At 43.0% G+C, this 22,388-nt stretch carries 20 protein-coding genes; 6 read left to right on the forward strand and 14 right to left on the reverse strand.

The features are described 5' to 3' along the window. Nucleotides 1-173: 173 nt before the first annotated feature. From AK822_RS13300 to AK822_RS13355, 12 genes are all read right to left on the reverse strand, one after another. Nucleotides 174-1,862: an ATP-binding protein gene (locus tag AK822_RS13300; RefSeq protein WP_045445985.1), complete on the reverse strand. Its 1,689-nt coding sequence runs from the start codon at nt 1,860-1,862 to the stop codon at nt 174-176. 315 nt (nt 1,863-2,177) lie between these two features. Further along, on the reverse strand, nt 2,178-2,894 hold the full coding sequence (locus AK822_RS13305; protein WP_045445894.1) for a response regulator: 717 nt from the start codon (nt 2,892-2,894) through the stop codon (nt 2,178-2,180). Between the two features lie 656 nt (nt 2,895-3,550). Next, a complete protein-coding gene (locus AK822_RS13310) occupies nt 3,551-3,967 on the reverse strand; it encodes a F0F1 ATP synthase subunit epsilon (RefSeq protein WP_021812807.1) in 417 nt (138 codons plus the stop codon). Nucleotides 3,968-4,071: 104 nt separating this feature from the next. Further along, nucleotides 4,072-5,505, reverse strand: coding sequence for a F0F1 ATP synthase subunit beta (gene atpD, locus AK822_RS13315; protein ID WP_045452427.1), 1,434 nt, complete (start codon nt 5,503-5,505; stop codon nt 4,072-4,074). Nucleotides 5,506-5,555: 50 nt separating this feature from the next. Beyond that, on the reverse strand, nt 5,556-6,437 hold the full coding sequence (gene atpG, locus AK822_RS13320; RefSeq protein ID WP_045445883.1) for a F0F1 ATP synthase subunit gamma: 882 nt from the start codon (nt 6,435-6,437) through the stop codon (nt 5,556-5,558). A 226-nt stretch (nt 6,438-6,663) separates the two neighbouring features. Beyond that, nucleotides 6,664-8,208 (reverse strand): F0F1 ATP synthase subunit alpha, encoded by a 1,545-nt coding sequence (atpA, locus tag AK822_RS13325; protein ID WP_055125356.1) that lies wholly within the window; start codon nt 8,206-8,208, stop codon nt 6,664-6,666. 93 nt (nt 8,209-8,301) lie between these two features. Further along, complete coding sequence (locus AK822_RS13330) at nt 8,302-8,925, reverse strand: F0F1 ATP synthase subunit delta (protein ID WP_045445877.1); 624 nt, start codon at nt 8,923-8,925, stop codon at nt 8,302-8,304. A 13-nt stretch (nt 8,926-8,938) separates the two neighbouring features. After that, on the reverse strand, nt 8,939-9,409 hold the full coding sequence (locus tag AK822_RS13335; protein ID WP_045452424.1) for a F0F1 ATP synthase subunit B: 471 nt from the start codon (nt 9,407-9,409) through the stop codon (nt 8,939-8,941). Between the two features lie 117 nt (nt 9,410-9,526). Further along, nucleotides 9,527-9,775: a F0F1 ATP synthase subunit C gene (gene atpE / locus AK822_RS13340; protein WP_010197960.1), complete on the reverse strand. Its 249-nt coding sequence runs from the start codon at nt 9,773-9,775 to the stop codon at nt 9,527-9,529. Between the two features lie 33 nt (nt 9,776-9,808). After that, nucleotides 9,809-10,675, reverse strand: a complete 867-nt coding sequence (gene atpB / locus AK822_RS13345; RefSeq protein ID WP_055125357.1) for a F0F1 ATP synthase subunit A — start codon at nt 10,673-10,675, stop codon at nt 9,809-9,811. 684 nt (nt 10,676-11,359) lie between these two features. Then, nucleotides 11,360-11,758, reverse strand: coding sequence for an ATP synthase subunit I (locus AK822_RS13350; protein ID WP_045452420.1), 399 nt, complete (start codon nt 11,756-11,758; stop codon nt 11,360-11,362). A gap of 291 nt (nt 11,759-12,049) precedes the next feature. Beyond that, the gene (locus tag AK822_RS13355) at nt 12,050-12,940 is read right to left on the reverse strand and encodes a metal ABC transporter solute-binding protein, Zn/Mn family (RefSeq protein WP_060491974.1); all 891 of its coding nucleotides are present in this window, start codon (nt 12,938-12,940) and stop codon (nt 12,050-12,052) included. A 195-nt stretch (nt 12,941-13,135) separates the two neighbouring features. On the opposite strand from AK822_RS13355, the gene AK822_RS13360 reads away from it, so the two are divergent. The 6 genes from AK822_RS13360 to gluQRS all read left to right on the forward strand — a co-directional run bounded on the left by AK822_RS13360 (nt 13,136) and on the right by gluQRS (nt 18,745). Then, entirely contained in the window at nt 13,136-13,729 is a 594-nt protein-coding gene (locus AK822_RS13360) for a Fur family transcriptional regulator (RefSeq protein WP_060491975.1), read from the forward strand. A gap of 80 nt (nt 13,730-13,809) precedes the next feature. Beyond that, nucleotides 13,810-14,607, forward strand: a complete 798-nt coding sequence (locus tag AK822_RS13365; RefSeq protein WP_060491976.1) for a metal ABC transporter ATP-binding protein — start codon at nt 13,810-13,812, stop codon at nt 14,605-14,607. Nucleotides 14,608-14,713: 106 nt separating this feature from the next. Next, nucleotides 14,714-15,532: a metal ABC transporter permease gene (locus AK822_RS13370; RefSeq protein ID WP_055125361.1), complete on the forward strand. Its 819-nt coding sequence runs from the start codon at nt 14,714-14,716 to the stop codon at nt 15,530-15,532. A gap of 247 nt (nt 15,533-15,779) precedes the next feature. Then, nucleotides 15,780-16,625 (forward strand): metallophosphoesterase, encoded by an 846-nt coding sequence (locus AK822_RS13375; RefSeq protein ID WP_060491977.1) that lies wholly within the window; start codon nt 15,780-15,782, stop codon nt 16,623-16,625. A gap of 493 nt (nt 16,626-17,118) precedes the next feature. Next, nucleotides 17,119-17,556: an RNA polymerase-binding protein DksA gene (gene dksA / locus AK822_RS13380; RefSeq protein ID WP_045445865.1), complete on the forward strand. Its 438-nt coding sequence runs from the start codon at nt 17,119-17,121 to the stop codon at nt 17,554-17,556. Between the two features lie 247 nt (nt 17,557-17,803). Then, nucleotides 17,804-18,745 (forward strand): tRNA glutamyl-Q(34) synthetase GluQRS, encoded by a 942-nt coding sequence (gene gluQRS, locus AK822_RS13385; RefSeq protein ID WP_060491978.1) that lies wholly within the window; start codon nt 17,804-17,806, stop codon nt 18,743-18,745. Nucleotides 18,746-18,837: 92 nt separating this feature from the next. Here the strand turns inward: gluQRS and ftsW are convergent, their stop codons facing one another. After that, nucleotides 18,838-19,962, reverse strand: a complete 1,125-nt coding sequence (ftsW, locus tag AK822_RS13390) for a putative lipid II flippase FtsW (protein WP_055125364.1) — start codon at nt 19,960-19,962, stop codon at nt 18,838-18,840. Between the two features lie 388 nt (nt 19,963-20,350). Beyond that, complete coding sequence (gene murD, locus AK822_RS13395; protein WP_060491979.1) at nt 20,351-21,787, reverse strand: UDP-N-acetylmuramoyl-L-alanine--D-glutamate ligase; 1,437 nt, start codon at nt 21,785-21,787, stop codon at nt 20,351-20,353. Between the last annotated feature and the right edge of the window lie 601 nt (nt 21,788-22,388).

Raw genomic sequence — 22,388 nt, forward strand, 5'->3', positions numbered from 1 at the left:
TTTAAACCGTTAATAATAAAAATTAACCGACAATTCTATCTAAGGTGTGTATTCATTCTAAACATGAAATTGAGAACACTCCTTAGAAATTGAGCAAGTTTATTTGTCACACACTGCTTAATTGATACCGCTATTTTTATACTAAAAAATAACGACAATTCTGTGCAGTGGCATTATTTATCTTCAAACCCACGCTCGCTTTTTTCTTGCGTCAGTTCATCAGCAGCCAAAATTTGTGTCAGTGGCTTGATAGGCCACGTCATGACAAATCGTGCACCGCCAAGCTCTCGGCTCTCATCGACTTTCATACTACCATTAAACCAAAAGGCAATGCGCGATACAATAGACAAGCCTAAACCATAGCCGCCTGAGGCGCGTGTACGACTGTCATCTAAACGTGAAAATGGAATAAAGACCTTTTCGCGATCTGCTTCTGGAATACCATGACCATCGTCCTCAACACTAACAAAAGCATTACCCTTTCTGACGCCAGCACTAATGATAATCGTGGTCTCTGCATAACGTAAGGCATTGCCCGCCAGATTCTGAATCACACGGTGTAAATAACGCCTATCTGCGACAGCGGTTACTTTAGCATTCGGCAGCTTGGTTACTATTTTGATAGGCTTGCCCAAGGCATTGGTTTCACGCTCAATCTGCTCCAATAGCTCTCTAAGATTGACTGGTTCTAAATCCAGTTTTGGTGAGCCTTCTTCGAGCTTAGCATAAGTCAAAATCTCATCAATCAAACCATTAAGCGCTTCGATATCTTCATCAATAAAATCACGCTGCATAAAACGCGAGTCTTCGTCATCCGTATCAGCCAACATATCAACGGCAAAACGGATACGAGCCACCGGTGTACGCAGCTCATGTGATACCGCTCGCGTTAATTCTCGCTGCGACTCAATAAGGCGCTTGATATGCGAGGTCATGGCATTAAAAGTCGCGGCTAAACGGGCAATTTCATCCTGCCCAATGACTTGAACTTGACTTTCAAGATTACCTTTACTCACTTCATTGACGCCAACCTGAATCAACTGCAATTTACGCTCAAGTGGAAAAATCAACGCATACACGCCTAAGCTGATCAAAAACATGCTGATAAGAATCATACTAATAATCAGATTAAGTGGAAACCAATTGAATAATGGCACCGGACCAATCAATATCGCCATGTCATTGATTTCAGAAGGCACCACTACTCTAATAGCCGAATTACTTTTACTGCTATTGGTATCTTGTAAGGAAATAACCACTTCATCTCGGCGTAATCGTGCAAGCTGATCGGTATCCAAATCCAGTGTATTGACGGCTTTAAACTCTAAAGGAAAGGAAAACTTTTTTTCCAGCTCAGCCAAACGGGCACGCTTGTCAGATAACGTCACATAGTAAGACAAATCATCTAATAAAAACACAGCGATTGCCCGTACTTGCTGCTCAGTCACTTGCGATATTCTGGCGGTCAAAACGCTTTGATTGTCCGGTAGACGATAGTACACATCGGCATAGACAGGTTGCTCGGTATAACGAACGACCGTATTGCCATTTTCAAAACGCCGCAGTTCACTGGCATTAAAGTCTACTTCATCAATAGGCAAAACTTTGAATTCTGAGCCAAATAAACTACTGGCATCAGACAACCAATATTCACGCTGCTCTTCACTTTCCTGATGAGCAATACCTTCACTCACCAGATGAAAAGCCCCTGTTGCCATGTTTTCACGGTAGGATTGGACGCGCTCTTTGTTGATGGTATCCATCAACAGTTGAGCAAACAATGCCACACACAAACAGACTATGAGTAGCCCAGCATAAATACGAACAAAGATACTGTGTTTTAAAGAAGAGACTAATGACATACGTGCCGTAACCAACTTAATGAATAAAAACTGCCGACATCATTCAGCAAACAAGCGCTGCGTGATAAATGATATCAAACACTGTTGAATAAAAAACCATTCTGGCTGCTGTATTTTAATTTATAACTGAGCATCACCTAAAATCCATTTACCTCATGTATATTTAGGCAGCACCCACAATAATTGCTTAATTAAACCACATAACGCTGTATTTAAGTTCAAAAATTAAAATTTAGCCACAAAAAAAACCAGCCTAGTTGCTGGTTTCTTTGGTCACGCTAATGAGCAATAAGCCGTTGCCAGAGCAAAATTGACTTAGTTGCCTTCTTTAACGAATAAATACCCTTTACTACGAACGGTTTTGATACGTTTTGGATTTTCTGGATCATCACCGATTTTTGGACGAATGCGTGAGATACGAACGTCAATTGAACGATCTTGACCGTCATATTCAATACCACGTAGACGCTCAAAGATATCTTCACGCGAAAGAATTCGACCTGCATTAGAAGCAAGCAACCATAATAAGTCATATTCAGCACTGGTGAAATCAACCAACTCATCACCTAAATTCACTGAACGACCGCCATTGTCGATGACCAGTTCACCAAATTCTAGGCGCTGTGGTACATCTTCTGATGGGGCATTTTCTGAGCGACGTAATAACGCACGAATACGTGCTAGCAAGACACGTGGCTGAGCAGGTTTAGCGACATAATCATCCGCACCCATCTCAAGACCCAGTACCTGATCCATATCTTCAGTACGCGCAGTCAGCATCAAAATAGGATTCTGATAATGCGGGCGTACTTCACGACATACCGTCAGTCCATCGCTACCAGGAAGCATGACATCAAGTACGACCAAATCTGGTTGTTCACTGACGATGCGACGAATAGCACGATTACCATCGGTTTCGATAGCGACTTCTAAACCATTTTTGACCAAGTAATCTTGAGTCAACATGGCCAGACGCTCATCATCCTCAACAATCAAAATTCGGGGGGTGTTGTCTTCTTCATTCGTTGTCATTGTTATATCCTCTAATACATCTCATTTAAAAGCAGTAAAAGTAAGAGCGGTAAAATTAATAGCACCATTAAGTGGCACAATTGATGTTGGTATAGCTGTTACAAACTTGGTAGCACAGTATACTATTAAACATACAGCTTCCTATACTATAGCTTATAGTCGTTAACAAAACCTATAAACTACACCCATTAAAACTTTAGTTTACGTCCAAAAATTATGAGCTTTATACAAATAATAGCAAGTGAAATGTTTTTTTACGACCCTTTCCTCACCTGAATTTCTATAAGTAGCCAATCTTAATGCAGCGCACAGTGATAGGATACTTGATTGATACCGATACTTGTATTCCTGTTACGTCTAATATAGCGACATATCACCTTTGCTGCCAGTGACTTTTTCATCTACTATTCCCGTACTGCCTATTATTATTCGATACATAATTAGTAAATGCATAGTTCATGTATGTATAATTAGTTAACACTCATATTTAAAAAACTGACTGTCGAGATCGAAATTGCATCATAAATCGTGTATTTATCCTCGATCAACAAGCATAGAATATTAAATAATAAACATAAAAAAACAGCCCATGATGGACTGTTTTTTTATATCTGTGGTAAGAGTCAAAAGGAAACTCTAAAATTTTCCACAAAAAATTAAGCGCGGTTTTTGTACTTACGGATAGTCTGTAGCTGTGCCACAGACTCTGCTAATGATGCTAAAGCTGCATTAGTTTGTACAGTATCCGATTGATTAACCAGCATTTGCTCAGCCTTTTTACGTGCTTCGACAATTTTGCTTTCATCAAGGTTATGTGCACGCATCGCTGTATCAGCCAATACGGTAACCATCTTCGGCTGTACTTCTAAAACACCGCCTGATACATAAATCACTTCTTCTTCACCGTTTGGTGTTTGCACTCGCATCGCACCCGGTTTTAACAAAGTAATAAGCGGTGTGTGACCTGGCAATACACCAATCTCGCCTTCGGTACCAGTAGCTATTAACATGCTAATTTCGCCTGAATACAACTCTTCACGAGCACTTACGACGCGACATTGTAACGTTGCCATATTTAACTCCTTACGATCAAAACACAATCAAAACTGCGAGGCGTTACTAACTGGCAAATAGACTTTTTATGGTCTATCTGCCCTTTAGCAAATGCTAACACAACTTACGCTGCAGTAGATTTCATTTTTTCTGCTTTAGCAACAACTTCGTCGATGCCACCAGCCATATAGAACGCTTGCTCTGGTAGGTCATCGTATTCACCCGCGATGATTGCTTTAAAGCTAGCAATGGTATCGCGTAGTGGTACATATTTACCAGGTGCGCCAGTAAAGACTTCAGCAACGTGGAATGGCTGTGACAAGAAGCGCTGAATCTTACGCGAACGATAAACGACTAGTTTATCTTCTTCTGACAACTCATCCATACCCAAGATAGCGATGATGTCTTTTAGCTCACGATAGCGCTGCAAAATCTCTTGCACGCCACGAGCAACGTTGTAATGCTCTTCGCCAATGACTAATGGATCTAGCTGACGCGAGGTTGAATCTAGCGGATCAACCGCAGGATAGATACCTTGTGAAGCAATATCACGACTCAATACAACCGTTGCATCCAAATGCGCAAACGTCGTTGCTGGTGATGGATCCGTCAAATCATCCGCAGGAACATATACTGCTTGAACTGAGGTGATAGAGCCAGACTGAGTTGAGGTGATACGCTCTTGTAGCATACCCATCTCTTCAGCTAGTGTTGGCTGATAACCAACCGCAGATGGCATACGACCAAGTAGTGCTGATACTTCAGTACCGGCTAGTGTATAACGGTAGATGTTATCAACAAACAGCAATACATCACGACCTTTGCCAGTGGCAGGATCTTTCGTATCACGGAAGTATTCAGCCATGGTCAAACCAGACAACGCAACACGCAAGCGGTTACCCGGTGGCTCATTCATCTGGCCGTATACCATGGCAACTTTAGATTTGCTAAAGTCTTCAGTGTTTACAACGCCGGCTTCTTGCATTTCGTGATAGAAATCGTTACCTTCACGAGTACGCTCACCAACACCAGCAAATACTGACAAACCTTCATGTTTTAGAGCGATGTTGTTGATCAGCTCCATCATGTTAACGGTTTTACCAACACCAGCACCACCAAACAGACCAACTTTACCACCTTTAGCAAACGGGCAAAGTAGATCGATAACTTTAATACCAGTTTCTAACAGCTCAGTGCTGTTTGACTGATCCGCGTAGCTTGGCGCTTCACGGTGGATAGACCATTTTTCATCAGCTTCTACAGGACCTTCTTCATCGATAGGACGACCAAGAACATCCATGATACGGCCAAGCGTACCAATACCAACAGGCACAGCAATAGGCGCACCAGTGTTAGTGACTGTTAAGTTACGCTTTAGGCCTTCAGTTGAACCCATTGCGATAGTACGAACGATGCCATCACCTAGTTGTTGCTGTACTTCTAGGGTGGTTTCGGTACCATCTACTTGCAAGGCATCATAAATCTGAGGAACTTCACTACGGTTGAACTCAACGTCAAGAACCGCGCCAATAATCTGTACAATACGACCGCTACTCATTGCGTTCTCCTTGAACTTCTGTATATAGTGGGTTTCATAAGGGGTTTCAATTATGAAACAGCAGCAGCACCGCCAACGATTTCCGAGATTTCTCGGGTAATCGCCGCTTGACGCAGCTTGTTATAAACCAACTGTAAATCGTTAATTAGGTCACCAGCATTATCTGTCGCCGCTTTCATCGCAACCATACGTGAGGACTGCTCAGAGGCAATGTTTTCCATTACCGCTTGATACACAATCGACTCAATATAGCGGCCAAGCAACTCATCAATCAATGTTTTGATATCAGGCTCGTAGATATAATCCCAGCTCAGTTCTGTTTGAATGCCGCTCTCTTCTTCACCAAACGCGCTGTCTGGTAAAGGCACCAACTGATTGACAGTCGGCTTTTGGGTCATCGCATTAACAAACTTATTATAAACCACATAGATGCGGTCTATTTTACCGTTAGTATAATCGTCAAGCATCGCTTGAACCGGTGCGTTTATCTGCTCAAACGTTGGCTTATCACCATAATCGGTTACTGCCGAGGTCACTTTACCACCAAAGTTTTTGAAAAAACTCACACCTTTAGCGCCAATGACTGCAAACTCAGTTTGTACAGATTGGTCTTGATACTGCTGGATACTCTTAGATAAAGCTTTGAATAAGTTAATATTCAAACCACCCGCCAGACCGCGATCAGAGGTAATGACAATATAGCCAACCTTATTGACTGGACGCGAGACCATATACGGATGTTTATAGTCTGATGAGGCATGCACCAAATGTGAAATAACCCGGCGCATACTATCAGCATACGGGCGACCCACTTCCATGCGCTCTTGGGCACGGCGCATTTTACTTGCCGCAACCATTTGCATAGCACGAGTAATTTTTTGGGTGCTTTTAATACTGGTGACTTTGGCACGTATCTCTTTTAAGCTTGCCATAATGATTCCAATATAAGAGGGTTAAAAAGCATTGGCGCATGCGACAATTATTTAGTATATAACATCAATCTAACAGATTAATGTTATATATTTTGTGCATGACGCGATCTAATACCGTCAATGGTTAGAACAGTGGCGCTACTGTCTTAATAAAAAAATACAAGACAATGCGCCACTTTATTAGCCATCAAAGACAGCCATAACCAATTCGGCTTAACCCGTTAAATTAATAACTGTGATTTTGTTTAAAGGTCTCTAAAGATGACTTCAAACGACCTGCGATATCATCATTATAATTCGCAGTATCATCAATTTCACGCATCAATTCACTTTGCTCATCATGCATATAGCGTAAGTAAGCTTCTTCAAAAGAACCGATTTTTTCAACAGGAACGTCCGCTAAAAAGCCTTCATTCGATGCATAGATAACTGCAGCTTGCTCAGAGATTGACATCGGCTGATACTGCTTCTGCTTCATCAATTCAGTCACACGCTCACCATGATCAAGCTGTTCGCGAGTCGCGTCATCAAGATCTGAGGCAAACTGAGCAAAGGCAGCCAGTTCACGATACTGAGCCAGTGCAGTACGGATACCACCAGATAGCTTTTTGATGATCTTAGTCTGAGCTGCCCCGCCCACACGAGATACCGAGATACCAGCGTTAACTGCTGGACGGATACCTGAGTTGAATAGGCTTGATTCTAAGAAAATCTGACCATCGGTGATTGAAATCACGTTAGTCGGTACGAATGCAGATACGTCACCAGCTTGGGTTTCAATAATTGGCAGTGCGGTTAAAGAACCGGTTTTACCAACTACTTCACCATTAGTGAACTTTTCTACGTACGCCGCGTTTACGCGTGATGCACGCTCAAGTAAACGTGAATGTAAATAGAATACATCACCAGGATACGCTTCACGACCTGGCGGACGACGTAGCAATAGTGAAATTTGACGATAAGCAACGGCTTGTTTTGATAAGTCATCAAATACGATCAATGCATCTTCACCGCGGTCACGGAAGTATTCGCCCATCGTACAACCTGAATACGGTGCGATATACTGTAGTGCGGCAGGCTCTGATGCTGATGCAACCACAACCGTGGTATATGCTAATGCACCAGTTTGCTCAAGCTTGCGTACGACGTTTGCAATGGTAGAACGTTTCTGACCGATTGCGACGTATACACACTTGATACCAGATGATTTCTGCGCGATGATCGCATCGATAGCCATCGCGGTTTTACCCGTCTGACGGTCACCAATGATAAGCTCACGCTGACCACGACCAATTGGAATCATAGTATCAACGGCTTTATAACCCGTCATTACTGGTTGATCTACTGACTGACGATCAATAACGCCTGGGGCGATTTTTTCGACTTTGTCAGTCATTTTGGCATCGATAGGACCTTTGCCATCAATAGGATTTCCCAAGGCGTCAACAACACGGCCTAGCAGCTCAGGACCTACTGGTACTTCAAGAATACGACCAGTACAATAGGCTTTTTGACCTTCTTGCAGCTTTAGGTAATCACCAAGTACTACCGCGCCGACAGAATCACGCTCTAAGTTAAGCGCCATTCCATAGATTTCGCCTTCAAACTCAATCATTTCGCCGTACATGGCATCTTCAAGACCATGAATCTGCACGATACCGTCAGATACTTTGACAATCGTGCCTTCATTCTTTGCAGTTGCACCCGCATCAAGGTCTTGAATACGCTGCTTAATCAGGTTACTGATTTCCGCTGGATTCAATTGTTGCATTGCCTTGTTTCCTTTAATTTATGATAACCCGCCCACTGACTTAAATGCTCTTACTTTCACGCAGATCATAGATGACTGCGCTGGTAAATGGCATTAGGCCGTTAGCTGTGTTTTTAACTGTTGTAACTTGCCGCGCATCGAATCATCAATGATTTTGTCACCGACTTTGATGGTAGCGCCTGCCAATAGACTTGGATCGACCGACTCATGAATCACCACACTAGCATTTAACGATGCAGCAAGGCGCGTTTGAAGCATTTCACGCTGAGCGTCAGTCAATGGATAGGCAGAAGTCACGTAAGCATCAAGCTGCTTTAAGCTTATTGCCTTGTGGCGGCGATAATGCTCATAAACTTCAGGAAGCAGCGCCAGACGCTCTTGCTGCGCCAACTGCTTAATAAAATTATTGAGCGCTGGTGACACTTTAGGATAGCTAATACTATTACCATAACGAGAGCCTTTGCTCTCGCCTAGTAGCTGTTTAAAAGCAGAGTCGCTATCACCAGCCACTTGTGAGTCATAAAGATCAACCAAAGCAGCTGACTTATGCTCAGCCGTAACGGCTGGATTTTCTAGCCATGTACGGAACGCTTTGTCATTGACAATTGCACTGGCGACAAACAAGAAATTTTCCCACTCGTTTACGGCCCCGTTTTCGTTGGCATAGTCAAACGCGGCTTTAGCGTAGGGTCGTGCTAAGGTTGATAAGTCAGCCATTATATCCTCACAGTTACAGCTTTGCCGCCAGTTGGTCTAACATACTGGCATGTTTTTGCACATCGACTTTATCTTGCAAAATCTTTTCTGCACCAAGTACAGCCAGTTCAGCAACTTGGGCACGTAATGATTCACGCGCTTGATTGATTTCTTGGTCGATAGACGCTTGCGCTTGTTGACGAATGCGCTCGCCTTCCACTTGAGCCTGCATTTTTGCATCTTCGACAAGCTGGTTGGCACTCTTGTTCGCTTGCTCGATTAAAGCAGCAGCTTTGGTCTTTGCAAGATCAAGCTCCTGCTGGACGTCTTGCTCAGCGGTCGCCAGATCTGCTTTTGCTTTTTCTGCGGCATTCAGGCCTTCAGCAATTTTACGCTGACGCTCATTGATGGCACCAATAAGTGGTGGCCACACGAATTTCATGCAGAACATCACAAAGATTGCAAAAGCAATGGCTTGACCGATGAGGGTAGAATTGATATTCACGTGATCACCTCTTTGTTAATGAAAAATCAGTTTCATTGATCATATTTGATAGCCAAACTTTGGCTATGGTTAAGATACAAACTTTGACTACCAAACATTTACAACTGAGCTTTCTGATTAACCTGCTAGAGGGTTAGCGAACAACAATAGCATAGCAATACCAACACCGATCATCGGAATAGCATCAAGAAGACCTGCTACGATGAACATACGAGTTTGCAGCTGTGAACCAAGTTCTGGCTGACGCGCAACGCCTTCTAGAAATTTACCACCTAGAATAGCAAAACCAATACCTGTACCTAGTGCACCTAAACCGATAAGTAGTGCTACTGCGATAACTGTGTAACCACCTAATACTGGATCCATGGATGTATCCTCATTTACCTATTGAATGTCTAATTAATGTTCAGTTGATGATGCAAGTGACATATAAACTATCGTCAGCATCATAAATACGAACGCTTGAAGTGTAATAATTAAGATGTGGAAAATAGCCCACGGTACTGATAACGCCCATTGAATCCAAAACGGCATTAGAGCAATCAGTATGAAAATCAACTCACCAGCATACATGTTACCGAATAGACGCAGACCTAAAGAGATAGGTTTCGCTATCAAAGTAACAAACTCTAAGATAAAGTTGATGGGTATTAAAATAATTTGTACGATAGGGTTTTTGGCACTAAACGGATGCAGTGTTAGCTCGCCAACAAAGCCGCCCAAACCTTTTTCTTTGATACTATAAAACAGAATCAGTATAAAGACAGAAAAAGACATGCCAAGCGTAATATTAGGATCCGTCGTTGGAACGATCTTAAAGAACACATGATGTGGATCATGTCCCATCATTGCGCCGATTTGGCCAGCAATCATAGGAATAAAATCGACGGGTAGTAAATCCATCAAGTTCATTAAGAATATCCATACAAAGATAGTCAGCGCCAAAGGCGCAATCAGCTTTGAGGTACCACTATACGAATCACGAACGTTGTTATCAACGAACTCAACGATCATCTCAACCGCAGCCTGAGTTTTACCCGGTACGCCTGAAGTGACTTTTCTAGCGACCATCCAGAAGATGGCGCAGAAAACAATGCCTAGACCAATTGACCAAAGCATAGAATCAAGGTGGATGGCTTTAAAGCCCATTGCACTAGCTTCTTCAGCAGTATAGGCAACTTTCCAGCCTTCGCCCGGCAGATAGCCGTACGTCCAGTTCGTTAAGTGGTGAGAGATATAGTCTGTTGTTGTTTGCTCGCCTGCCATAATGTCAGCTTCTTATTAATCAACGATTTAATCAACTACCAAAAATATGGTTGTCATCTGATAAGGTTTTAACGATCCTATTTGACCTGCTAGCAAGCCGATGAACCATGCTAAAGCGCTCATGTAATCAATAACATCCAACCCATAGTTCTATTACTAGTGCGCAATTTGATAACTTAAGATAAATTTTAGCTATCAAAAAAGGGCTTATGATGATTCAGTAATAGCCCTTGTATATGTACGCGAAATTATTATATCTGTGTTTACTTACTGTCGCGTTTCCACGATCGACGCTTAATACAGCGTTCATAAGCAAAATATTTAGCTGCCTATATTAATGCAGCGTTGTATTCGTGTAAAGTCAATTATGACTTTTTTATGCACTGTATGAATAAGTTAGCTACTATTAACGTTTACTAACATAGCTTTGCGTGATTAATTAAATTGTAAGAATTTAATTAGAGGCAATACTGATAGCTAATAATTGGCTATCGACTCCATTATCACACGCTATACTCATTTAAACGCTCATATCACAGTCTTTATGATCATTGGCGCTGTCTTTAGACAGTTTTGTATGTTTTGACTTTCTTATGAAATCAGTCATAGAGAAGCTGGACGGCAGGGTGACTTGCCTAGCACTATTAAGCACTCAACTATTGATATAGTCATCGTCTATTAATGCTAGCGTATATGCCACAACATCCAACTGTGACTAATTTGCATTACCATAAAACCGATAAACAGCGCAGGCGCAGATAGGGGTTGTACGGTAATAAAAATTAGTGCGAAACCAAACACAGTCAATAGCCATTTGGCCATTTGACCTCGATATAGCTGGCTAACAATATGTTGGCGCGCGCGATATCCAGTGTACCAAAAGATAAAAAAAGCAAATACAGCTTGGGTAGCAAAGCTGAGTAGCGCACCAATAGCGGCGCTTTTTGCAACAGTAAGCTCACTATGTAGCCAACTGGTATCTAAAGCCCAAGCAATAATAATAAGGATAAATAATATCCACGCTTGGCGTTTGATATAGATGCCAATTTTATCTTTTTGTGTGCGTTTGGCAGGCTTGGTCATCGGTAATGTAATCCTATAGCCTTACAGCATTGGGATAAGGTGGCAATATAACATCGTCGCGACACTTTTATCCGTGAACGGCTCACTCTACAGGTGTTACCTTTTAACCAAAATAAAACGCCACTTATTATAAGGGGCATACCACCGTTAAGCAAGAAAAATATACCTTTTATCAGTGACCTAGCTGAATCACTCATAGACATCATAGTTACTGACCAATGGATAACACCCAAAGTATGACTACATAATGGCTTCTCAAGCGTTGCAAGCCACTATGGTTAATCAGTTATCCTACGATATACATTGATAGATTTGCTGTGCCATCGTCTGCCAACCACTCACAAAGTCTTTACTATTGCTCATATCTTCAGGTTGCACAGTGGTTTTTACAGGCTGTAACTTAGCGAGTAAACCTTTGGCTGGTTGACTTGGGCTAACCAGACACATTTGCTTGGCTGGACGCTTATCATTTAGCCAGCGTATTTGGCTTGCTCGTGGTGCTAGATGGTGATCAGTGCTTAAACTGCCAACAAGCTTTAGGTTTGTGCTGGATTCAATGTATTGATAAGCATCATGATAGGCCCAATAAGGCTGGGTTTGCTGCTTGCCTTTAGCTTGTTTTACGAAAGATGCCACTCCCCTATCCATTCGCTGAGCAAATTTTTGTGCATTGGCGTGATAAAGTGCTTTATATTGCGGATTAGCATGGCTATGAATCACGGCAAGGGCACGAGTCATGGCTTTGGCATTTTCAGGATCTAACCATATATGTGGATCCAAGGTGCCAGCAATAGGCTTGCCTTGGACGTCACGTAGCGGATGACGATTAAAGGCATCAAATTCAAATAAGGCAATCGCATTGGGTGCGGTATTAAGGCTTGCCGCCAAGTTATTTTCTAGTGGCTCACCAAACCACACGACAAATTTACTGTCCTGAATGGCTTTAATATCGCCTGGGCTGATACTGCCATGATGACCTACCTCCCCTGCTTGCAATAACTGCTTGGCGGGCGGTGAACCTTCAGTCACTGCTTGACTCAATAAAAACAGTGGGTAGTTACTCACGCTGACTGTTGCCGCTTGTGCACTCACAGTAAAGACGCCTAATGCAACTATGCCCGTAATGAGCCATCGCTGTAGTATAATGGTTGAGCTTAAAAAATATTTGAAAACTGAGTTCATAATAGATTCTTTAATGTATGAAAGATAAAATATAAGTGGAAACATTTAGACGTTATCATTGTTGTATCTGAGTGATCATTAAGGTATCAATAAATAAGCCAAGATCACTTATCTGCTTTTATTTTTAGTATGTTATACTATAACATTATAAATTACTATAATAACAGTGCCATTTTTTTTGCAGGAGCGTGCACCATGTCCACCAGTTTATCAGTCTGCGAACATTTACATGATGTGCAGGACTTTACGCCGCATGACGTGACCGAGCGCCTAATGGCAGCAAAAGAACAATGTCGACTGAACGGTGCACGCTTTACCCCATTGCGCCAGCAAATATATCAATTGGTATTGGCAGCCAATAAACCTATCGGTGCATATGATTTGATCACGCAATTGCAGCAAATGCGCTTATCAGAGCCTGATAACAATGATGACAGCAGCGAAGCGCTTAGCTCGCAACAGCATCCAACGAAAGCGTCATCTAAAGCGCTTAGCTCTAAAAAACAAGCGCCAAAAAATGTCGCGCCACCCACTGTCTATCGCAGTCTGGAGTTTTTATTGAGTGAAGGCTTGATACATCAATTGACCTCTATCAATGCTTATGTGCCCTGCTGTCACCCACGCGCCCAGCATACCGCAGCATTTTTGATCTGTGGTCAATGTCAGCGTGTACAAGAATGTAGCAGTGTACCCGTACAGGAAATGATGAGTTTTGCTGAGCAAGATGTTGGCTTTATCGTGGAACGCAGTGTGATTGAGCTGAGTGGTCGTTGCCAAGCGTGCCAGTAACACACCCTAACCACTGAAGCCTAAGTCATTGTCCTCCGTTTTTTATTTGTATTACTCATTCACTTATTGGTTGCCATACTATGAGCCTGTCTACCTCACCGTCTAATCAACCGAACTTTTCCACTGTTGATAGTAATACCATTAACACTGCGAGTAAACTGCTGAGCCTAAGCGATGTCAGCTACGACATTGGGCATCAACGCTTACTCTCACATATTGATATTGACATTGCGGTTAATGAAACAGTCAGTCTTATTGGACCCAATGGCGCTGGTAAGTCAACGTTGGTCAAACTTATTTTGGGATTGATTGAGCCAACCAAAGGGCACATTAACTCTCATCAGCAGTTACAGCTTGGCTATGTGCCGCAGCGCTTTGCTGTACCGCCGATATTGCCATTACGAGTCTGCGATTTATTGGCACAAGCGGATAAAAGGCGCTTAACGTCTGAGCAGCGTCAATTTATCTTTGATAACTTGTCATTGACGCACTTACTATCGCGACAAATGCTGCACCTGTCGGGTGGTGAGACACAAAGGGTCTTGCTCGCGCGAGCACTGTTAGACAAACCCAACTTATTGATTTTAGATGAGCCGATGCAAGGACTGGACCCTGATACTGAGGTTTGGCTCTATCAGTTTATTGATGAGCTGCCGGAGTTTTTGCGTTGTGCCATGCTGGTGGTATCGCATGATCTGCATTGGGTCATGAAAGGCAGTCGACGCGTGATTTGTCTTAATAAGCATATTTGCTGTGAGGGACAACCAAGCGAGCTTGCCATTAGTAGTGAATTTCAAAAACTATTTGGGCATCATTATGAGCAGCCTTATGTACATCAACCGCATGCCTGTGAGCATCACGCCCCAAGCGAACTATAATCATTAAGGCGCGTTGAACATCCACAAATATAAAATATATCGAAGCTTGATACATCAAACACATATCAAGCGTTGAGCTTTATAAAAACTTTTACGGATATTTATTATGACTGCTTGGTTAGCCATCATTGCCCCCGCTTGGATCGCTGGCAGTATTTTAGCGCTACTATCAGCGCCTTTAGGTTGCTTAGTCTTGTGGCGACGTATGGCCTTTTTTGCTGATGCTTTAGCACATGGTACCTTGCTTGGCGTGGCTTTAGCAGTATGGTGGCAATTACCTATGGGTATTGGCATTGCCTTGGTCAGCGTCATGGTGGTGCTAGGGCTGGTATTAATCGATGATGAGCGCCTGCCTGTCGATGCGGTTTTGGCGGTGGTGGCGGTGTCATTGTTATGTTTAGGTTTATTGGCTTTGACCCAGTTGACTGACCAACAAGCAAACGTACTGGGGTTTTTGTTTGGTAATTTGCTAGAGCTTGATTGGGCAGACTTGCCCTTACTTGCTGGTAGCGTGCTGGTAGGGCTCGGTCTACTTATGTATATATGGCCTGCACAAATTAAGCTTGCCACTCATGAAGCACTGGCGCGTATTCAAGGTGTTAATCCGACACGCCAGCGGCTGTTCTTCATGGGCGTATTGGCGGGATTTTGTGCGATTGCCCTGCAAGCGGTTGGTAGTTTACTAATCAGCGGTTTATTGGTATTACCAGCATTAACGGCACGTTTGTGGTCATCATCGCCAAAACAAATGGTCGTTATATCGCTACTGATCGCACAGCTTGGCGTGACACTAGGCGTTTGGGGAAGCATCTGGCTAGATATTCAGACAGGACTTGCTATCGTATTAATATTAGCCATTTTATTTTTTATCGCGCTGATTTTCTCAAAGCTCAGCACTGCAAAAATTTGGTCAGCGCGCCGCTAGACAGATTATGGTTCACATAAAGCCGCTGGTTTTTTTATCCTCTTATCCAACTTTATTTCATCAATATGATAGAGCTTTCATTGACTTTATGTTATAAACTTGCCCTAATACCATCGACATACTAGCGGCGTCAAGCCAAAAAACATATTGGTCAGACCAAAATTCATTAGTCTACTCGATGCAGGACATTTATTTATCATTCGTTTTAACAGCATCACTTGTTTCGATTCGATGAGGGACTGACCCAATGCTAAGCTATCCTGTTAATAACATTAGCACACCAGATGAACAGGTAAACATACTACAAATCACAGATTTGCATTTATCAACGCCCGTTTCTTCTAGTGTTGATGGCGATACTAACAATAGCGAAGCCACTGTCTGTCAGCAGTGCTTTGAAACAGTACTACAGCAAGCTTTGAGTAGCGACATTCGCTGCGATTTGATTATCGTGACTGGCGACTTAGTCAATGAAGTCAAACCCGCTATTTACGATCATATTTTTGAGGTATTGCAAGCGACCCATATTCCTTTTGCTTGTATCGCAGGCAATCATGATGTGACGGATGAGATAGGCAGTGACTTACCATTCTTTGAGCGCGAACTGATTGCTCAACCTGCCGACCCGCGCTTGCTAAGCCGGCATGTCATTGAGACTGATCGTTGGCAGCTGTTGTTATTAGACTCATCCATCACGGGCAAAGTCGCGGGCGAGATAACGCCTACCGATATTGACTGGGTATGCGAGAGACTCGATGCTTGTGATAAGCCTGCGCTGATTGCTCTACATCATCACGTCATTCCCGTAGACTCTGACTGGATTGACACACATATGGCAGAGAATAGTGAGGCCTTTTGGCAGCATCTGTTAGGATTTGACCATCTCAAGGTCATTATCAGTGGTCATACGCACCAAGAGCAGGTCCGCCATCGTCAAGGAGTCACGGTCTATAGTACGCCTTCTACTTGCTACCAGTTCAAGCCTTATGAGAATGATTTTTCCTATGATAAAAGCGTCCCGCCCGGTTACCGTTGGTTGCAATTAGCCAACAATGGAAAGGTTGCAAGCTGGGTAGAAAGACTGGATACTTGACGCCCAGATTTATTGGCACCCATACTGATGTGAGCCCTTATATCTCAAGCTATTGACTGATATTTCTGAGTTCAGAATACAATGACTGGCACGGTAAAAACGACATGATGATGAAAAATGACTTCATTATTATCAGAAACAATGATACAACGTATAAAACGAAATGAGGACTGCCTAGTATCTGGTATTAGGTAGAATTATAATAGCTAGGATGGCTAAATCGATCACAGCTAAGTCTTCACAGTCAGTGATTTGTCGCATTATTAAGACAACGCTATTTAAATAAAAGTATGCATAACCATATACCTGACCATTGATAGATTGCTTTAAGCATATCAAGATAACTGTACTATTAGATCCGCTGTGTTACTTGTGTTACCAAGTGGTAAAACGTTTTATAAAGGGACAAATTATAGCGTTTATGACATTGATAGCGTCTTGTCTTTTGATACGTCGTTTTATTGAATTAATTTGAAAAAAGTAGGATACCCATATGAGCACCCTGACCACGAATCCAAGTGAAGCTAAGTTTACTCCTTATGTGCCTGCCAAAGACGAAGAGTACATGTCTGATGCGCAGTTAGAGCACTTTAAGGCTATATTATTGGATTGGAAGAGCCAACTGATTGGCGAAGCGGATCGCACCAAGACTTATATCCAAGACGAGTCCAGTGCAATGCCAGATATCAATGATCGCGCCACCCAAGAAGAAGAGTTTGCCCTCGCATTGCGTACGCGTGACCGTGAACGTAAGCTCATTCGCAAAATTGATAAATCTATGTCAGAAATTGAAAATGATGATTATGGATTTTGTGAAACTTGTGGCGTAGAGATTGGTCTGCGTCGTCTCGAAGCGCGCCCAACAGCTACCCAGTGTATCGATTGTAAAACACTGTCTGAGATTAAAGAACGCCAAAATCAAGGCGCTTAAACGAGTTACGACTCATCTCAATAGTAGAATGTAAGCATAAGCGACCATAACATGGTCGCTTATTGCGTTTTAGCTGGCTGGTTTTTAGTCAATGAATCATGGCTGATACAGAGCTTTAAGCTTGCTTATATTGATTTGCTAACAAAACAGACTCATTTCACAAATATCTTTTTACGGATATATTTATTATTCTATCTTCTACCTTTTTTATCGATAATTTCCTACTTTGAAAACTAACCTTATTCCTATGCCCACTCCAATCATACCAGTACAGCCGATTGGTCGTTTTGCTCCCTCACCGACTGGTGAACTGCATCTTGGCTCATTGACGACCGCGCTTGCCAGCTTTTGCCATATAAAATCCATTGGTGGTAAATGGCTACTGCGTATTGAAGACACTGATACCGAACGCTGTGATCAGCAATTTACTGAGCAAATTTTGATTGATTTGGAAGCGCTTGGATTGTACTGGGACGGTGATATCATTTATCAATCTGAGCGTATTGATATTTATAATGATTATCTACACTCAGCCCTGCATCCGCTCACTTATGGTTGTCAGTGCTCGCGTAAAGATTTGGAGCAATACTGGGCGCAAGAAGAGCTGAGCCCATCTTATGATGCTAACCCATTGCAACCAAACAGGAAGCGTTATCCACGCTGCTGTGTCAGCGCTGACCTTGATAGAGAGCAACATAAGCTACGCATACAGCTACCGAATTATAAGATTGGTTTTAACGACGGTATTCAAGGATTGCAGTGGGATAATCCTCAGCAGACATTGGGTGATATGGTGGTGCGTCGCCAAGATGGTATGATCAATTATATTTTGGCTGCCAGCCTTGATGATGGACTGCAACAAGTGACACATATTATGCGCGGTCTAGATATCCTACCCATGACGACAGCGCAAATCAGCATCATGGATGCCGCACGCTTGCCTGCCATCGATCATTGGTATCACTTGCCACTGATATGTCATGGTGATGGACAAAAACTCTCTAAGCAAAACCTAGCACAACCCATTGATACACGGGATCCAAGTAAACTTATCGCCGACGCTTTACAACTATTACAGCAACCAGCCGTCGATAGAGACACAGCTACTCGTATGTTAAAGCAAGCCATTGCTCAATGGGACAGTACGCCGCTACAAGGCAAGCAACAGTTAAATATGCCCAATGAATAAAAGTCAGCTAGCAAAAAGCGCCACTATTTAGCGACGCTTCTTTGGATAATGCCAGTCATGATGCATCGAGCCTATCGCTAATGCTCAACCTATCAATAATAACGGCATTGGCTTTTTTCGATTTCAGGGCTTTCTTTATAAATTTTTAGCAATAACGCAACCATCACCAAGCTAATCAACATTGATGAGCCGCCATAACTGAAGAATGGCATGGTCAGTCCTTTGGTTGGAATCGCGCCCATATTCATCGCCGCATTGATAATTGTTTGTGCAATAAACACCACACCGATACCAAAGGCGGTATAACTCATACGCATCTGCCGACGCTTGAGCGCGTTATAACTGATACGCATCGCGCTACCGATAATCAGCGCTTCGAGCACCAGTACCATAGTAACCCCAACAAAGCCTAACTCTTCCCCTGTAATGGCTAGTAGAAAATCAGTATGTGCCTCAGGCAAATGCGACAGTTTTTGTACGCTCTCACCATAACCAACGCCTGTAAATTGTCCACGACCAAAGGCAATCAAACTGCGTGCCAGCTGATAATCCGTGTCTTGCACATCATCAAACGGATCCATAAATGACATCACACGTACCAATCGGTACTGCGCTGTCGTCACCATCAATACCGCACCACCGATGGCAGCCGCGCCCAGTGCTAAAAAGTGCTTGTAAGGCGCACCAGCAATATAAAAAATCGCAAAGATAGTACCTAAAATAACGACAAAAGAACCAAAATCAGGCTGTGACAATAGCAGCATGGTGATGAGTGCCACCACCAACATAATCCGCAAAAAACCGTCTAAGCCGTTACGAACTTCAAAAGAGCGACGCACCACAAAATCAGAGACAAAGACAATCATCACCAACTTGGCCAACTCTGCCACCTGAAAATTAAATACCCCTAGGTTCAGCCAACGCTTGGAGCCGTTAATAGGCGTACTAAATAGGGTTGCCACTAGCAGCATGCCAGTGATACCCAATAGGATAAATTGGGTTTCAGTCTTATATAGTGTTCGCAAAGACACGCTGTAATAAGAAACCGTAGCGACCGTCAAACCGATCATCATATACAGCAGCTGGTTTTTGAAAAAGTGCAGCTCTGTCATGCCGCGACTGAGCGCAAAAGGAATAGAAGCAGAAGCCACCATCAATAAGCTGAGCACCAACATACAGCCAACACTCGATAGGAGAATGGCGCGTGCTGACGGCATAGAAAGAATACCATCTGAGCCAGATACTTGCTTCGGTTGGGACGAGGAACGAAAAAGAGAAGAGAGCGCCATAATTTTATATACACTAACGAACGAAAAAACACGGCGTCTATTAAACGCCACCGTTTAAAAAATAGAAAATAGACAGTACCAGACAGATTACTAAGCAAATAAGCTGACCATTCATGTTGCTGACTGGCTATGATTGACAGTAGCAGCAATCTATAAGCAAAACAATCATTTATACAGAAAATGCGCGCGCGTCGTAAAAGTCAATTCAGGGCAATCCTATTGCATTGCCCTTATTCTTTATTAAATACTGAGTTTTTCATTAAATACTGATATTCGCTAAGCACTTATCATACAAATGCTTAAATCATCAAACCTTTTAATCGGCCGCCATCATATCTGACGACTCAGTTGCTAACTGACCAACCAACTGACTGAAATGCTCACCGCGAGCTGCGTAGCCACTATATTGATCAAAGCTGGCACAAGCAGGTGACAATAGCACCGCTTGCACTTGCGATAGGCTGCTTGTCGTGACTTGTTGAATGGTTGTAAAGGCATTTTCTAAATTTTGGCATTGATGTAACGCAACATCGGCGCTTATCTTAGCTGCTCGCAGATGCTGTTCAATCAGCGGCGCATCTTCACCAATAAACAGTACTTGGCTAACATACTGATTGATAAACGGCGTCAATTCACCAAACTGTTGACCCTTACCTTGTCCACCCAAAATCAATAGCAGTTTACCGTCCTTTGGCGCATAGACTGCGCCCAGCCCTTCGATAGCTGCCATCGTTGAGCCGATATTGGTGCCTTTTGAATCATTGAAATAATCAATATCTGCAGCATTTGCCACATACTGGCAACGATGCTCAAGTCCAGTAAACTGCTGTAAGGTATTCAACATACTGCCCAATGGCAAACCAGCAAGTTCGCCTAACGCTAAGGCTGCCTGTGCATTTAGCAGATTATGACGACCTTTAATCAACAGTTTATCTGCCGACAGTAGTTTTTCTGTACCGTGGGCAAGATAAATCTGACCTTCAGGAGTAGTAATAAGACCATATTGACCTTTATCAGGAGCATGTATACCGGTACTCACTCTGGGCAAATTATCAGCCACGAGCGGGCGCGTCAATGCGTCTTCGCGATTGATAACCACGGACTTAGCACCCTGAAAGATACGATGCTTGGCTTGATGATAGCCCAGCATATCACCGTGGCGATCTAGATGGTCAGGTGACATATTTAGAACCGTCGCCACTTGCGCGCCCAAATTGGTCACCGTCTCTAACTGAAAACTCGACAGCTCAAGTACCGCCAGTTCCATATCAGTATTATCAAGCAAGGTCAGCGCTGGCACGCCAATATTACCGCCGACACCAACATTGACACCAGCATCCGCGGCCATTTGCCCGACCAAGGTGGTCACGGTGCTCTTAGCATTAGAGCCAGTAATCGCCACTATCGGTACGGTACAAGCCTCACAAAATAGCTGAATATCGCTGACCACGGGAATATTCGCTTGGCGGGCAGCGGCGACGGCTTCGGTAGCAAGAGAGATACCGGGACTTATAATAATACGTGCCGCTTGCTGCAAGAGCTCGGCGTCAATCGCACCAAATTGGCGAACACTAATCTCAGCGGGCAGTTGATCTACTAAGCTAGGTGTCACCTGAGCATCAGTGACAGCAACCTGATAGCCTTGATTGGCCAAATAGCGCGCAACTGATAATCCAGATTGTCCCAAACCGACCACGACTTGTAGACCACTGCCTTTGTGAAGTAAGGCATCTGTTGCAGTGTTGGTGGTCATATTTATTCCTTCTATTGGACGAGCAAAATGGCATCAAACAAACCTAGTATATAAAGAAGCAAAATGATGCCGTCAAGATGAGACGCATCATAACGGTATCGTTCAGATTTCGGTACTGGTTTTTTATGACGATGTGCTATTATGCGCCTGTTTTTATATTAAGTGGCTAATGCTATAATAGTTGCCTTAATCTGTAAGTGTCTGGGTATTTACCCAAGCATTTTAGTTTAGCATGTTGTCACAGTTAGCACGCTATTGTCACTTCTGTTTGGCAAAGTTACTACTATAGACGGGTCATGTCGAGCGGCTATTTTTATTTGATAAATTATTTATTACCCTCTACCGCAGCATATCATTGCTGACGCTATTCGTTATTGTAGGTGCTCTTATAAATGCCCTGCTTTAAGCACCTTATTTTAACTATTTTTTTAGGTAATCTCACTGAATTTATCATCGTATCAATTATTGGTGAGCGTATTAGTGATACCAGTAAGTAAATCAGTAGACCTACTTATTACTGACCTTTAATAACTCAATACCGCAATATGACACAGCACATGTTGCCGTAAAAGAAAAATGAATAGCTACTTTTATAGCGACG

It is taken from the genome of Psychrobacter sp. P11F6, from assembly GCF_001435295.1.
Lineage (GTDB): Bacteria > Pseudomonadota > Gammaproteobacteria > Pseudomonadales > Moraxellaceae > Psychrobacter.